Genomic DNA, 15,110 nt, shown 5'->3' with positions numbered 1-15,110 from the left:
CTCCTTCACGCCTGGGCGAGACGGATCAATGCATCGACCGCCGTGGCGCCCCGGGCATTGACCAGCAATGGGTTTACATCGAGTTCCAGCAATTGCCCGGCGTTGGCGCAGGCGTAGTCGGCCACCGCACGAATCGCCGCCACCAGGGCTTCCATGTCGGCCACTTCCCGTCCGCGAAAGCCTTGCAGCAATGCGGCGCTGCGCAGGCCGAGCAAGGCGTTGCGGATTGCGTCGTCGGTGGTCGGCAGCAGCAGGCTGCGGCTGTCCTTGAGCAACTCCACGAGGATTCCACCAGCGCCGATCACCAGCGCCAGGCCGAAGTCGTTTTCGCGCTTGATGCCCACAATCAGCTCGGCCAGCGGCGGCGTAGCCATGGACTCCAGCAGCAGCTGATCGAACGGCACATCCGGCGCATAAGCGGCGATTTGCTCGCGCATATGAGCCAGGGCAGCAGTCAAGGCGAAGCCGTCCTGCAGGTTGAGCGCCACGGCGCCAGCTTCGGTTTTATGCGGCAAGTCGGCACTGACGGCCTTGAGTACCAGCGGGTAACCCAGCACTTTGGCATCGGCTATGGCCCGCTCGGGAGTGCTCAAGACACCGGCTGGCGTGGTCAGGCCGAAAGCCCGTAAAGCCTGCTTGGAATCCCACTCATCAAGCGACTGTCCGTGTTGTTCAAGCGCTTGCGGGCACAGCGGCACCAGTATCGACTCACCCCGCGCCAACAACGCCCGGCGATTGTCTTGATAGTCGGCAATCCGGCCCCAGGCCGCCAGCGCATCTTCCACGCCTTGCAACGCGGCAACGCCCTGGGCATGCAGGCGCTCGCGAGCGTGGGCCGGGAGCAATTCGGGAAATGCAGAGGTGACAAAGCCAGTCTTGCCGTGACGAGCCAGTGCGCTGCAAAACAGCTCCAGCAGCAGGTCGCACTCCTTGCGCTCACCGGTAAATTCCGCCGGGTAGTCGAGCACCAGCATTGCCGCATCCGCTTCGGTGCGCAGTGCCGTGTCGAGCATCGTATTAAGCGCGTCGCTGTTGCCCCAGATGGCCGTGGTGAAATCCAGCGGGTTGACCAGATTGGCGTAGCTGGGCAGCACCTGCGCCAACTCTTCACGCTGGCCTTCGTCGAGCTTCGGCAGGCTCAAATCGTTGCGCTCGGCGTAGTCGGCAATCAACCCGGCATCACCACCGGAACAGGCCAGGGCGATCAGGCTGTTGCCCGCCGGCAGATTACCGCAGGCCGCCGCCTTCAGGGTCTCGACAAAACTCACCGGCCCGCTGACCCGGATCACACCCAGGCGCGCGAACAGACTGTCGTACAGCGCATCGGAACCCGACAACGAACTGGTATGACTCAAAGCCAACTCGGCGCCGATCTGTGACACCCCGGTTTTCAGGGCGATGATCGGAATGCCTTTCTCCAGGGCCTTGTGGGCCGCACGGGCGAACCCCGGCACATTCTTCAAGCCTTCCAGGTGCAAGCCAATCGCTGTAACGCGCGGCTCGTCGAGCAGCACGTCCATCAACTCGGCAACCCCCAACTGCGCCTGGTTGCCCACCGACGCCATATAGGCCACCGGCAGCGACCGGTCGCTCATGGACAGGTTGTAGGCAAAGTTGCCGCTCTGGGTCAGCACCGCAACGCCCTTCTCGACCGGCTTGCCGCCATGGGCCACCGGCCACAACGCCGAGCTGTGCAGGTAATCCAGCAGGCCATAGCAATTGGGGCCCAACAGCGCCATCTCGCCAGCGGCCTTGAGCAGTTGTTGCTGCAAGGCCTGGCCCTCGGCGCCGGTTTCGGCAAATCCGGAGGCGTAGCAGATGGCGCCACCGGTGCCGATGGCCGCCAGTTCGGCAACGCAGGTCAGGGTCAGCTCGCGGTTGGTGGCAATAAACACCGCGTCCGGGCCGCACGGCAAATCGGCCACGCGGCGTACGCAGGGAATGCCATCGAGGCTGTCATGCTGCGGATTGACCAGCCACATCTGGCCGGCAAAACCACCTTCTGCGCAGCGCTTGAGGGCACGGGCCATGCTGCGCCCACCGACGAATGCCAGGTGACGGGGCGCCAGCAGGCGCTTGAGATTGTCGCGAATAGCCTGGGACATAAGCGTTCTCCGACCCGATCAACGCAACAGTGGCCGCAACAGTTCGCGGGCAATAATGTGGCGCTGGATTTCCGAAGTGCCTTCCCAGATCCGCTCGATCCGCGCGTTGCGCCAGATGCGCTCCACCGGGCCTTCGTCCATCAAACCCATGCCGCCATAGATTTGCACTGCTTCATCAGCAACCTTGCCCAGTACTTCGCTGGCAAACAACTTGGCCATGCCGGCCTCGCCGTCGGTCATGGTGCCCTGGTCCATTTTCCAGGCGGTGTTCAGGGTCAGCAGTTCGGCCGCACGGATTTGCGTGGCCATGTCGGCGAGCTTGAACGAGATGCCTTGGTAGGTGCCGATGGGCTGGCCGAACTGCTTGCGGTCGGCCGCCCATTGCAGGGAAACGTCCAGCGCACGCTGGGCCTGGCCGACGCAGTTGGCAGCCACCATCACCCGGCCTGCGGTCAGCCAGGCATTGGCGACTTCCCAACCTTTGCCGACTTCGCCGAGGACTTTGGAGGCTGGTACGCGGCAGTCGTCGAAGAACATTTCATAAGTGTGGTAGCCGCGGTTGCTGACGCACTTGGGGCCCCGGCGAATGGTCATGCCCGGCGTGCCACGGTCCACCAGGAACGAGGTCACCGCATTGCGTTGGCGACCGTTGTGTTCGTAGGTGTCGGTAACGGCAAACACGATGGCGAAATCCGCGTGGCCGGCGTGGCTGATGAAGTGCTTGCTGCCATTGAGCACAAAGTCATCACCGCTGCGCACGGCGCGGGTCTTGATCGCATTGGCGTCGGAACCGGCACCCGGTTCGGTCAGGGCAAAGCAGTCGATCTTCTTGCCCTGCACGCACGGCAACAGGTACTCGCCAATCTGCGCGCCGGTGCAGGCCATGAGGATTTTCGACGGCCGGGCGACAAACACATGCAGCGCCCAGGAGACTTTCGACAACTCACGCTCGATCAACGCCTGTGACAGGTAATCCAGGCCGCCACCGCCGACGTCTTCCGGCATGTTGAAGGCATAGAAACCGGCAGCGATGGCCTTGTCACGAATCTGCGCGGCAAGCTCCGGCGAAACTTCATCGGCGCGGTCCACCGCCTCCTCGTGGGGCAACAACTCCTTGGCAACAAAACTGCGTACCGCGTCCACCAACATGTCTTGTTCTTGGCTGGGCTGGAAATTCATGGCGCTACCTGTCGATCGTTCGAGGGTGTTTTGAAGGGGAATCAGTTGCCGGAGAAGTTCGGTGGACGCTTTTCCATCGAGGCGCGCAGGGCTTCAGCACCGTCGGCGCTGCGTCCACACAGCAGGCCGGCGGCGAGTTCCGCCTGAAGCTGCTCGGGCAGGCTGCGCCCGGCGCCTTCGCGGATGAGGGTTTTGGTCTGGGCAAACGCAAAGGTCGGGCCGTTGGCCAGGCGCGTGGCCAGCTCGGCGACGTGGGTATGCAGTTGCTCGTCGGCAACGACTTCGCCCACCAGCCCGGCGGCCAGGGCGCGGTCGGCGCTCCACAATTCATCGAGGAACAGCAGGCGCTTGGCTTGCTCGCTGCCGATCAGGCGCGGCAGATGCCAGCTGGCGCCGGCGTCCGGCGAGTAGGCCATGCTGGTGTAGCCGGCCTTGAAGCGTGCCGATTGCGCGGCGACGCGCAGGTCGCAGCACAGGGTGAGGTCCATGCCGGCACCGACCGCCGTGCCATTGATGGCGGCGAGGGTAGGTTTGTCGAGGGTGTGCAGGCGGGTCATCAGGGCGTGGGCGGTTTCGGTCCAGCCGTAGGTTTCGAGGGCGCCACGGGCTTCGGCATCGGCCCATTCGGCAAGGTCGGCACCGGCGCAGAAGCTGCGACCGCTGCCGGTCAGTACCACCACGCGCACAGCCGGGTCGCGGTTGAAACCGTCCAGCAAGGCATGCAGGTGCTTGAGGGTCGGGATGTCCAGGGCGTTGCGCTGGGGGCCGCGATTGAGGGTGATCCAGGCAACACCTGCCTGCACCTGAGTGAGCACGGACGGATCTGTAGTCATGGAATCCTCGAATTATTTTAATTGGCTTGAGGGGTGCGACATGGGGCGATACTAAACGAGTGTTCAGTAAGGAGGCAATCGGGTAACTGCAAATATTTTTCGAGGGGAAAATGCCGGCCCGGACATTGCGTCCAGGCGGCGCGGAATCGTCAGTTCAGGGTTTGATCTGGAAGCGCTTGCGCCCGCCCGACTGCAAGCCATCGACCCAGGCTTCGCAGATCTGGATGCCCTGCTCCGGGGTGAAGGTGCCGGGATTGAGCCCCGATTCCAGCCACAAGCCGTCGAGCAAGGCGCTCAAGGCGATGGCCGCCAAATCGGCATCGAACTGCTTCCAGCCCTCCTCCCCGGCCATGTCCACCAAGGCCGAACGCATGATGGTGCGGTACTCGCCATAGGAGTGTTCGTGGGCCTGGTTGATCGCCGGGGCCGTCTTGACCGCCCCCCAGAACACCAGCCAGGCATCCAGCAGTTGCGGGTCGAGCAATTCGGGGGAGAACGAGCCGCGAAAGAACGCCGACAGCCGCTCCCGCGGACTGGGCGGCGCCTTGGCCATCGCATCCCGCAGCAGGTCCATGACCTGCCGGGTGATTGACCGATAGGCCTCGGCCACCAGCTCATCCTTGCCCGAGTAGTGATGACTGATCAGCCCCACCGACACCCCGGCCTCGGCGCTGATCTTGCGGATCGACGCGCCCTGGAAGCCGTCGCGCTTGAGGCAGGCCAACGTCGCCTGCACCAGATTGGCCTTGCGCAACTCCGGTTCCATGCGGGAGAAACGGGATTCCTGGGTCATGAGGCGGTGTCCTTGGGTTGAGTCGGCTGGACGACTCTACCTCACTCCCGGAACCCCGGCGACACCCGATCCAGTAACCGCAGCAATGCCGCCCATGCCAGTTGCATGGCGTCCGGGTCTGCCAGTTCGCCCTCTTCCAGTGGCCGGCCTGGCTCATTGAACTGCCGCTCGGTGTATTCACACACGTGCGCAGGCGGCAGGATCAGCTTGCCGCACGCCTGGGCGGCGATCTGGATATCGCAGGCCTTCTCCAGGTAATACATGCGCAGGAACGCCTGACTGACCGTCTCCCCTACCGTCAACAAACCATGGTTGCGCAGCATCAACACCGGCTTGTCGCCGAGGTCGTGCACCAGTCGCTGTTGCTCGTCCATGTCCAGCGCCACGCCTTCGTAGTCGTGGTAGGCGACCTTGCCGTAGAACTCCATGGAAATCTGGTTCACCGGCAACAGCCCGCATTCCAGGGCCGCCACCGCACAGCCGGCGCGGGTATGGGTGTGCAGCACGCACTGCGCATCTTCGCGGGCGCCGTGAATCGCGCTGTGAATCACAAACCCCGCCGGGTTGACGCCATGGGCCGAAGCCTCGACCGCACGTCCGTCCAGGCCGATCTTCACCAGGCTGGAGGCGGTGATCTCCTCGAACATCAGCCCATAGGGGTTGATCAAAAAGTGATGCTCGGGCCCCGGGATACGCACCGAGATATGGGTGAAAATCAAATCGCTCATGCGAAAGTGCGCGATCAGCCGGTAGCAGGCGGCAAGCTCTTCGCGCAGCTGTCGTTCGGTGGCCCCAGGCATTTTTATTCTCCAGGCGGGTGGGTGATGTGGTTGACGCTAATCCAGTCACCAGTAAAAAAACAAGTTGATTTTTTACTGAGGCTGACCTCCTATAGAAAAATAATAACAACAGCGCCTGGAGTATCCGCACCATGTCGCCCCATGCCTTTCCGCATCTTTTTGAACCGCTGGTACTGCGCGGCAAACGCCTGAAAAATCGCATCATGTCCAGCGGGCACGACACCTCGATGCCCACCGACAACCAGGTCAACGAGCAGTTGATCGCCTACCACCGGGCACGCGCCGAAGGCGGCGTGGGGTTGATTGTGTTGCAGGTGGCCGGGGTGCACGACAGCGCCCGCTACACCTCCCATGTGCTGATGGCCACCGATGACAGCTGCATCGACGGCTATCGCCGACTGGCCGAAACCTGCCACGCCCACGGCACCGTGGTGCTGTCGCAGATTTTCCATCCGGGGCGGGAAATCATGGAGTCGGCCGACGGTTTGCTGGCGGTGGCTTACTCGGCTTCCGGGGTGCCCAACGAACGCTTCCGGGTGATGCCGCGCGCCCTTGACCAGACAATGATCGACGAGATCGTCGCCGGCTACGGCGCTGCGGCAAGGCGCCTGTATCAGGCCGGGATTGACGGTGTGGAAGTGGTCGCCAGCCATGGTTACCTGCCCGCGCAATTTCTCAACCCGCGGGTGAATCGCCGCACCGACGGCTACAACGGCGAGCTGGAACAACGCCTGCGTTTCCTGCGGGAAATCATCGCCACGGTGCGTGCCGAAACCGACGAGCACTTCATCATCGGCCTGCGCATTTCTGCCGATGAACGCGACCCCGAAGGCCTGACCGAAGAGGATTCCCTGGCCGCCGTGCAACAGCTGCAATCACACCTGGATTACGTGCACATCGTCGCCGGCACCTCGGCCTCCCTCGGCGGCGCGATCCATATCGTGCCGCCCATGGCCATTGCCCCGGCGTACCTGGCGGCAGAAGCGGCGACGTTCAAGACGCACCTGTCGATTCCGCTGTTCGTTACCGGGCGCATCAACCAGCCCCAGGAGGCCGAACTGATGCTGCAACGCGGCCAGGCCGATGTGTGCGGGATGACCCGCGCGCTGATCTGCGACCCGCGCATGCCGGCCAAGACCTCAAGCGGCCATGCCGAGGATGTACGGGCGTGCATCGCCTGCAATCAGGCGTGCATCGGCCACTTCCACAAAGGCCTGCCGATCTCCTGCATCCAGCATCCCGAGACCGGCCGCGAATTGCAGTTTGGCCAACTGCAACCGGCACTGCGACGCCAGCGGATCATGGTCGCCGGTGGCGGCCCGGCAGGGATGAAAGCGGCAGCGGTGGCGGCGCAGCGCGGACATGAGGTGACCTTGTATGAAGCCAGTGCCCAATTGGGCGGCCAGGTGCTTCTGGCGCAGTTACTGCCCCGACGCAGCGAGTTCGGCGGCGCCAGTACCAACCTGCAGCGCGAGATGGAACTGGCCGGGGTCCGCGTGGTGCGCAACACCCGCGTCGACCGCGCATTGGTGGAACGCGAACAACCTGACAGGGTGATCATCGCCACCGGCGCCGAGCCCTACTGGCCGGCCTTCGAACGCGGCGGCGAGCTACAGGTGGTGGATGCCTGGCAAGTGCTGCGCGATGAGGTGCAACTGGGCCGTTCGGTGGTCGTGGTGGACTGGCGTTGCGACTGGATCGGCCCGGGCATTGCCGAGCGCCTCACCCGTGCCGGCCATCAGGTGCAACTGGCGGTGAACGGCACCCATTGCGGGGAAAACCTGCCGTTGTACGTGCGTGACCAACTGGCCGGCGAACTGCATCGGCTGGGCATTCCGATCATCCCTTACGCCCGTTTGTACGGCTGCGACGACACTACCGTCTACCTGCAACACACCGCCAGCGGCGAGCCGATGCTGCTGGAAAATATCGACACCCTGGTGTTGTGCCAGGGCCACCAGCCGGTGGACACTCTGGGCGCAGAACTGGAAGGCCTGGTGGCGTTCACGCGGATCGGCGATTGCCTGGCGCCGCGTACCGCCGAAGAGGCGATTTATGAAGGATTGAAAGTAGCGTGGGACATTTGAACGACCAACCGCCACAGCTGTTTCTCGGCACCCGCATCCGCGGCTTGCGCAAGGCCCGGGGCATGACGCTTACCGAATTGGCGCAGATGAGCGAATTGACGGCCGGCTATATCAGCCAACTGGAACGCAACCTCGCCTACCCGTCGATCCCGGCCTTGTTCAACATCGCCCGCAGCCTGGGGGTGACGATCCAGTGGTTTTTTGCCAGTGAGACCACGCCGGCAGCGGAGGATGAAGGTTTTGTGGTGCGCAGGAACAATCGCCAGAGCATTCACTATGAGGACGGGATCGTCGACCAGTTGCTGACGCCCCTGCCCAATCATCAATTGGAGATGCTGCACTCGCGCTTTCCACCGGGCACCTATAGCCAGCAGAGCTATAGCCATGAGGGTGAAGAGGCGGGTTATGTGTTGAGCGGAACGTTTGAGTTATGGGTGGGCGAGCGGCATTTTCAGCTGGCTGAAGGCGACAGTTTCAGCTTCCCCAGCAGTGAGCCCCATCGCTATGGCAACCCCGGAAAGGTGGATGCGGTGGTGATCTGGGTGATTACGCCGCCGACGTTTTAGACCGTTGGGGCAACTAAGGACGTTTCCTACGATACGCGGGGAGTTCTGGATGGGGGCCATCAGTAGTCGGTAAAAACGGCTCTTGCTATAAAACCGACTACTTTTTTATGAGGGTGCCGGTCATGTTTGAGTCGTTTGCGTGGTTCAAGAAACCCACTGAGGAAGATCTGGAAAATATCAGGGCTATCAAGCGGTACAAAACCATGAGGATAGTGGGTGAGTGGGGTATTTCTGTCGACCCGGCGGAAATCGCCAACTCACCCGAGTTCAAGGAACACAAGCGCAAGATACGTGAACTGATATTCAAATAACCCATGGGGCTACTACTTATACTGCCGTTACTGGTGAGTGGCTATTTGGTGTGTTTGAAACACCCCGGCCATTACTGCCGCCTCCACCGCTTTGAGGGCCAGTTACTCTATCTACAGGTCGCAAGATTAGGCTGGACCTGCCTCGTACTGTCGTTCGTACTGACCACTTTGATTCTTTGCCTGTCCAAACAGCCGCTGCAACTGACTGGCCAGACAATCCCCATTGATTACAGTGCTTATCTGGGCAAGCTGCTGATAGAGCTGGATATTGCCACCGAGAGAAATCATGGCCTCTGGGTATTTTTGCTCCAGGTCGGCCTGACAGCCATGATCATTCCCTACTGCTGGGCGCGATTATTTGTGCGTTGGCGTCGACGAAGACTGCAACTTGCTTCAGAGGAGGAACTGAACCAGCAATTGATGCTCGAGCTTCTAACGGGGCGCCCCCTCAGGACCCTACTCAGGGAATCCATTGCGCGCGGCTCTCAATGCATGTTCACGCTGAACGATCGGAATGTTTATGTGGGCGTTGTTTCATCCATCTGCGAGCCGAATGAGTCCGAAGGTATAGATCACGCCTTCAGTCTGATTCCGACCTGCAGCGGCTATCGCGACAAGGACACCTTGGAAATCATCCTCGATACTGAATACCCGGATGCGTCAGACGCTATTTCCATCATGCTGCTCCAGGAAGCGGTGGTATCAGCCACCCGCTTTGACCCTGCGACGTGGATGTCTTTCCAATCCCGCATACGGGCAAAACCCCAGCCTATCCGGAGCTATCGTCGTGAGTCGGCACGCAGGAAAAAGACGCCAGGTGCCTGTGCCTGAGGTCCTCCCGCCAAACAGTAAACCTTCCAGCCATTCCCACATCTACCCGCCGGTTTCAGTGCACACAAAAACGCAACACTGAACTGCATCGATTGTGATGGCCGCGTCACACCGGGGTTTATATAGTCGTCCCTACTGCAACCCGCCATGAGCCAGCCGGCCCATCACAAGGAAGCGTTCGATGACTGACCTGCATACCCTTACGGCCGCCGAACTGCTGGCGCAATTTGCCAGCCGGCAACTCGCGCCCATCGACTACTACGACCAACTCCTGGCCCACATCGACCGCTGGGAGCCGCAGATCAACGCGCTCTATGCCTTCGACCCGCAACAGGTGCGTCAGCAGGCCCAGGCCTCCACCGAGCGCTGGAACAAGGGCCAACCCAACGGCGCCCTTGATGGCGTACCGGTGACTCTCAAGGAATTGATCGCCACCGAAGGCGTGCCCATTCCCCTCGGCAGCGCGGCTACCCGCCTGACCCCGGCCCTCAGGGACGCACCGCCCGCAGCCCGCATGCGTGAAGCGGGCGCGATAATCCTGGCCAAGACCACCAACCCGGACTTCGGCATGCTGTCTTCCGGCCTGTCGAGCTTCCACGGCATCACCCGCAACCCGTGGAACACCGCCAACAACACCGGCGGTTCCAGCTCCGGTGCCGCCGCAGCGGCCGCCGCAGGTTACGGCCCGCTGCACGTGGGCACCGACATCGGTGGCTCGGTGCGCCTGCCCGCCGCCTGGTGCGGCTTGGTGGGATTCAAGCCGACCCTGGGGCGCATCCCCATCGACCCGTACTACACCGGCCGCGCCGCCGGGCCCATGACCCGCACCGTCGACGATTGCGTGCTGTTGATGCAACACCTGGCCCGCCCCGATGCCCGCGATGCCACCAGCCTTCCGCCGCTCACCACCCAGTGGAGTAACCAGCCGCTGTCGGTCAGGGGCCTGCGCGTCGGCCTGATGCTTGAACCCGGCGCAGGCATGCAGCCTGAAGGCTTCGTCTGTGAAGCCGTGGAGCAAGCCGCGCGGCTGTTCGAAGCCCACGGCGCCAAGGTCACGCTGATCCCGCCAATCATGGACCGCGCACAACTCGATGGCCTCGACCATTTCTGGCGCGCCCGCCAGTGGGGCGATTTGTCGGCCCTGAGCAGCGAGCAGTTCGACAAGGTCTTGCCGTACATCCGCGACTGGGCCGCGCCGGGCGCCGAGATCAGCGGCGTACAAGCCGTAAAGGGTTTCAACCAGACCTTTGAAATGCGCCGCCGCGCCGCGCAGGTGTTCACCGAACTCGACCTGGTGCTGTCCCCCACCAACCAGGTCAATGCGTTCCCGGCCGAGTGGCCATCACCGAGCAACAACCCGCAACTGCCGTTCGAACACATCGTGTTCACGGTGCCGTGGAACATGGGCGAGCAACCGGCGTTGTCGATCAACTGCGGTTTCGCCGCCGATGGCATGCCCATCGGCCTGCAGATGATCGCCCCGCGTTTTGCCGATCAATGGCTGCTGCAAATCGCTAAAACCTACGAGAGCTGGCGTGGCGCAATCCACCACTGGCCGAATCCTTCCTGACTTTTGACGCTGTAAGAACTGCCCACCCACACGCCAGCTCCGGGCCCTCTTGGCCTGGAGCTCGGACGACCTATAACTAAAATCGAGGGGCTGGTATGCACACTGAGCAATTGACACGATCCGATCCTGATCACGCACCCGAAACACCGTCCCCGGACGCCGGCAAAAAGAGCATCTTCGCCGTGGTCCTGGGCAACGCCGTGGAGTTTTTCGACTTTGGTGTGTACGCAACCTTTGCGGTGATGATCGGCCACACGTTCTTCCCGTCCGACAGCGCCTTCGTCAGCCTGATGCTGTCGGTCACGGCGTTCGGTATCGGCTTTATCGTCCGGCCCCTGGGCGCAGTACTGATCGGCGCCTACGCCGACCGCGTCGGGCGCAAACCGGCGATGCTGTTGACCCTGGTAATGATGGCCGTGGGCACCGGCAGCATCGCGATATTGCCCGGTTACGAGACCATCGGTATCGCGGCGCCGATCCTGCTGGTACTCACCCGCATGATCCAGGGCCTGGCCTGGGGCGGTGAAGCCGGCCCCGCCACCACCTACATCCTCGAAGCGGCGCCACCCCACAAACGCGGGACCTACGCCTGCTGGCAAGTAGTCGCCCAGGGCGTCGCAGCCATGGTGGCCGGGCTGGTAGGGTTCACCCTGACCAAGGTCATGTCCCCGGAAGACCTCAACAGCTGGGGCTGGCGCGTGCCGTTCGTGTTCGGCCTGCTGGTGTTGCCGATCGGCATCTACATCCGCCGCAACCTCGCCGAAACCTTCCACGGCCACGGCGAGCAGACCAGCACCGGCGACCTGGTGCGAGAAGTCTGCGGCAAGCACCGGCGCGCACTGGTGCTGGGGTTGCTGATCCTTTCCGGCAGCACCATCACCCAGTACTTCCTCAACTACATGACCACCTTCGCCCTCACCGAACTGAAGCTGCCCACCAGCATCTCGATGCTCTCGACCCTGGTGGCCGGCGCAGCGATGGCCGTGTGCGCGGTGGCCGGCGGCATGCTCTGCGACCGCTTCGGGCGCCGTACGATCCTGATGACACCGCGGGTGGTGTTGCTGTTGATTTTGTTCCCGGCCCTGCAACTGATGACCGAGCACCCAAGCCCGGCGACCTTCCTGCTGACCCTGGCGGTACTCTCGGGCCTGCACGGCATGAGTGGCGCGGCGCTGATCGTGTTGCTGGTGGAAAGCTTCCCGAAATCCGTGCGCTCCACCGGTTTCTCCATCGTCTACGCCTTCGGTGTGGCAGCGTTCGGCGGCACCGCGCAGATCATCATCACCTGGTTGATCGGCACCACCGGCGACCCGATGTCGCCGGTCTGGTACCTGCTGATCGCCAACCTGGTGTGCCTCACCGCCGCCTGGTTCGCCAAGGAAACCCGTCCGCCGCTGCCCGGCAGCCCGGCCCGCGAAACCCGGCTCACAGAAGCTTCGGTTCGCTGAATACCTTTTCCCACTGTCCCGCGTCTTTTCGCCACCGACCGGCAGCACCTGAGGGCCTGCCGGGACGGTCGCCTTACGTCTGATTTGTATGGGGATTTACCATGTATCCACGTCTTTTACTGGCCGTCACCCTGGCGTCCAGCACCCAGGCTTTCGCCCAGGAAAACGCCCAGGCCAGCGCACCGGGCTTCCTCGAAGGCAGCACCCTGGACCTGAACCTGCGCCACTACTATTCCAACCAGCACACCAAACGCACCACCCACTTGAGCATCAAGAAAGCCGGCGGCGTCGAGCCCACGCGTGTACGGGAAACCTGGGTGCAGACCAGCATGCTCAAGTACAGCTCCGGCTACACCCAGGGCCTGATTGGCGTGGGCGTGGATGCGGGGATCTTCAGCGCGGTCAACCTGGAACGCGGCCACGGCAAGGTGGCCAATGGCGGCGACCGGGTGCTGGTGGACGGCGACGGCGATGCGATTCCCACCTGGAGCCGACTGGGGGTGGGCGACGTGCGTTTTCGCCTGTCGAGCACCGAGATCAAGGCGGGTCGGCTGATGACCGACAATCCGATCCTGCGTTACAAGGACAACCGCGCCCTGCCCTCCAGCTTCCAGGGCGTGGGCTTGTTCAGCAACGAATTCGACTGGCTGTCGGTGCAGGGCGGCAGCTTCGAGCGGGCGATTCCACGCACCGGCACCGGCGCCGAAAAGCTCACCACCACCTTCGGCAACCGCGCCTACAGCGGCGCACGCATCAGCTACCTGGGAGCCACGGTAAAACCGGGTTACGGGCTGGAAGCCAGCGTCTACGCGTCGCGTTTCGAAGACATGTGGGACCAGACCTACGTCGGCCTGACCCACCGCATCGGTCACAAAAGCGACATCGCCTTGAAGACCGCCTTCAACTACTACCACACCAGCGACTCGGGCGACAAAAACCTCGGCTACATCGACAATAACGCCGCCAGCCTGGCCTTCACCGCCACGCACCTGGCCCACAGCCTGACCCTGGCCTGGCAGCAGGTATTCGGCAACGAATACTTCGACTACGTGTGGGAGTCCACCGGCAACTACATGGCCAACTCGCTGTACTCGGACTACAACGGCCCCAACGAAAAGTCCTGGCAGTTGCGCTACGACCTGGACTTCGCCGCCTACGGTGTGCCCGGCCTCACCGCCAGCCTGTGGCACGCCAAGGGTTGGGACATCGACGGCACCCATTACGATGGCGACCGCAACGGCCACAACACCGGCTACAACGTGCGCAGCCTGGATGGCGCCAAGCACAACGAAAACGGCTTGATGCTGGCCTATGTGATTCAGTCCGGAACACTCAAGAACACCGTACTGCGCACCATCGTCTACAACCATCGCGCCAGCGGCGGGCAGATTGACGGCAGCTACGATGAGTTCCGCCTCGTCGCCAATGTGCCGATCAACATCTTCTGAGGCTCAGGCTCAGTTCAGCGAACAACGCTGCATCGCCCCCGCCAGCATTTCCTGGCACTTGAGCACCGCCACCGAGCGGGGGCGGTTGCGGTACACGCAGAGGTCGATGCGGATGCGGCCGAGGTCTTCATCGGCGATCGGCACGGCGACCAGGCCGTCGCCCAGGTCCCGCACGTCTGCCTCGACCTGGGGCAAAATCAGCACCGCTGCCCGTTGCCGGGCCAGGCTCTTCTGCACTTCCAGGGAGCTGGTGGTGAACACCGGTTCGAGGGTGACGCCGCGTTTTTTTGCCGCCACTTCCAGGGCCTGGCGCACGCCGTAGGCCGAGTCGGGAATCGCCAGGGGCTGGCCTTGCAGTTCGCTCAATTCGATGCTGTCGCGCTGGGCGAAGGGGTGTTCGGCGCTGACCAGCACCCGGTGCCATAACTGGCAGTGGGCGGTGACTTCGACGTCGGCGCGCTCTTGCAGGTAGAACGCCAGGCCCAGGTCCGCCTCGCCGCTGCACAGGGCGTCGAGGGTGGCCGAGGCGCTGGCGATCACGATGTTGAAGGTGACCTTGGGGTGGGCGCGGTAGAAGGTGGCGAGCACCGGGGCGAGCACGGTGGAAACGATACTTTCTGACACATGGATGCTGATGTTACCGGCCACCTGGCTTTGGCGGCTGGCGATGACTTCGCGTACCTGGTCGAGGCCGCGCAGGGTTGAGGTGACTTGTTCGGCCAGGCACTCGCCCTCGGCGGTGAGGCGGATGCCGCGGGGGCCGCGCTCAATCAGGGCGGCGCCGAAGAAGTGTTCCAGGTGTTCGATCTGGCGGCTGACGGCGGTGGGGGTGACGTAAAGACGTTCGGCGGCCTTACGCAGGGAGGCGCAGCGGGCGACCTCGTGGAAATATCGCAAGGCGCGTAGTTGCATGGGGGGTGCTCCTTTTTTGGGGGGGTGGATTGGGGAGGACGCAATTACTGCGCCATGCGGGTGTACATATCCGTTTCTTCGGTCACGGCGTCCTGCCGGTTTACCCGCTCTGCACTACCCGCGTTCGCTCAGATCAAGATCAAAAGCAGATCTGCTTTTCTGTGGGTGGCTTGCCTGCGATGCAGACAACTCGGTGCATCAGGTACACCCAGTTGATGCCATCGCAG

General features: G+C 62.8%; 13 protein-coding genes. 7 read left to right on the top strand and 6 right to left on the bottom strand.

Annotation, left to right across the window (positions count from 1 at the left end; all coding sequences use genetic code 11):
- Nucleotides 1–5: 5 nt before the first annotated feature.
- The 5 genes from HX817_RS09895 to HX817_RS09875 form a co-directional block, all read right to left on the bottom strand.
- A complete protein-coding gene (locus HX817_RS09895; protein WP_177040167.1) occupies nucleotides 6–2,105 on the bottom strand; it encodes an acetate--CoA ligase family protein in 2,100 nt (699 codons plus the stop codon).
- An 18-nt stretch (nucleotides 2,106–2,123) separates the two neighbouring features.
- Entirely contained in the window at nucleotides 2,124–3,284 is a 1,161-nt protein-coding gene (locus tag HX817_RS09890; RefSeq protein ID WP_008436052.1) for an acyl-CoA dehydrogenase family protein, read from the bottom strand.
- Nucleotides 3,285–3,325: 41 nt separating this feature from the next.
- Entirely contained in the window at nucleotides 3,326–4,117 is a 792-nt protein-coding gene (locus tag HX817_RS09885) for an enoyl-CoA hydratase/isomerase family protein (protein ID WP_023658721.1), read from the bottom strand.
- Between the two features lie 154 nt (nucleotides 4,118–4,271).
- Nucleotides 4,272–4,910, bottom strand: coding sequence for a TetR family transcriptional regulator C-terminal domain-containing protein (locus HX817_RS09880; RefSeq protein WP_003208961.1), 639 nt, complete (start codon nucleotides 4,908–4,910; stop codon nucleotides 4,272–4,274).
- Nucleotides 4,911–4,951: 41 nt separating this feature from the next.
- Nucleotides 4,952–5,710, bottom strand: a complete 759-nt coding sequence (locus HX817_RS09875; RefSeq protein ID WP_087694886.1) for a class II aldolase/adducin family protein — start codon at nucleotides 5,708–5,710, stop codon at nucleotides 4,952–4,954.
- Nucleotides 5,711–5,841: 131 nt separating this feature from the next.
- Here HX817_RS09875 and HX817_RS09870 point away from each other — a divergent pair, with 131 nt between their 5' ends.
- The 7 genes from HX817_RS09870 (at nucleotide 5,842) to HX817_RS09840 (ending at nucleotide 13,971) form a co-directional block, all read left to right on the top strand.
- A complete protein-coding gene (locus HX817_RS09870; protein WP_177040166.1) occupies nucleotides 5,842–7,797 on the top strand; it encodes an FAD-dependent oxidoreductase in 1,956 nt (651 codons plus the stop codon).
- A complete protein-coding gene (locus HX817_RS09865; protein WP_023658720.1) occupies nucleotides 7,785–8,363 on the top strand; it encodes a helix-turn-helix domain-containing protein in 579 nt (192 codons plus the stop codon). Before HX817_RS09870 ends, HX817_RS09865 begins: the two co-directional genes overlap by 13 nt.
- Before the next feature lie 122 nt (nucleotides 8,364–8,485).
- Nucleotides 8,486–8,674, top strand: coding sequence for a hypothetical protein (locus tag HX817_RS09860; protein ID WP_003208968.1), 189 nt, complete (start codon nucleotides 8,486–8,488; stop codon nucleotides 8,672–8,674).
- A gap of 3 nt (nucleotides 8,675–8,677) precedes the next feature.
- Nucleotides 8,678–9,505, top strand: coding sequence for a hypothetical protein (locus HX817_RS09855; RefSeq protein ID WP_177040165.1), 828 nt, complete (start codon nucleotides 8,678–8,680; stop codon nucleotides 9,503–9,505).
- Between the two features lie 181 nt (nucleotides 9,506–9,686).
- Nucleotides 9,687–11,075, top strand: a complete 1,389-nt coding sequence (locus tag HX817_RS09850; RefSeq protein WP_008436038.1) for an amidase — start codon at nucleotides 9,687–9,689, stop codon at nucleotides 11,073–11,075.
- Between the two features lie 95 nt (nucleotides 11,076–11,170).
- Nucleotides 11,171–12,523 (top strand): citrate-proton symporter, encoded by a 1,353-nt coding sequence (locus tag HX817_RS09845; protein ID WP_008436037.1) that lies wholly within the window; start codon nucleotides 11,171–11,173, stop codon nucleotides 12,521–12,523.
- A gap of 101 nt (nucleotides 12,524–12,624) precedes the next feature.
- Nucleotides 12,625–13,971, top strand: a complete 1,347-nt coding sequence (locus tag HX817_RS09840; RefSeq protein ID WP_177040164.1) for an OprD family outer membrane porin — start codon at nucleotides 12,625–12,627, stop codon at nucleotides 13,969–13,971.
- Nucleotides 13,972–13,980: 9 nt separating this feature from the next.
- On the opposite strand, the gene HX817_RS09835 is transcribed toward HX817_RS09840, so the two are convergent.
- Nucleotides 13,981–14,883 carry a LysR family transcriptional regulator gene (locus tag HX817_RS09835; protein WP_003208975.1) on the bottom strand — a complete coding sequence of 301 codons (903 nt, stop codon included), beginning with the start codon at nucleotides 14,881–14,883 and terminating at the stop codon, nucleotides 13,981–13,983.
- Nucleotides 14,884–15,110 lie beyond the last annotated feature (227 nt).

Source organism: Pseudomonas sp. C6002, assembly GCF_013385805.1.
GTDB lineage: Bacteria > Pseudomonadota > Gammaproteobacteria > Pseudomonadales > Pseudomonadaceae > Aquipseudomonas.
Note: the sequence above shows the minus strand (reverse complement) of the source record. Positions and strands in the feature narration are given on the sequence as shown.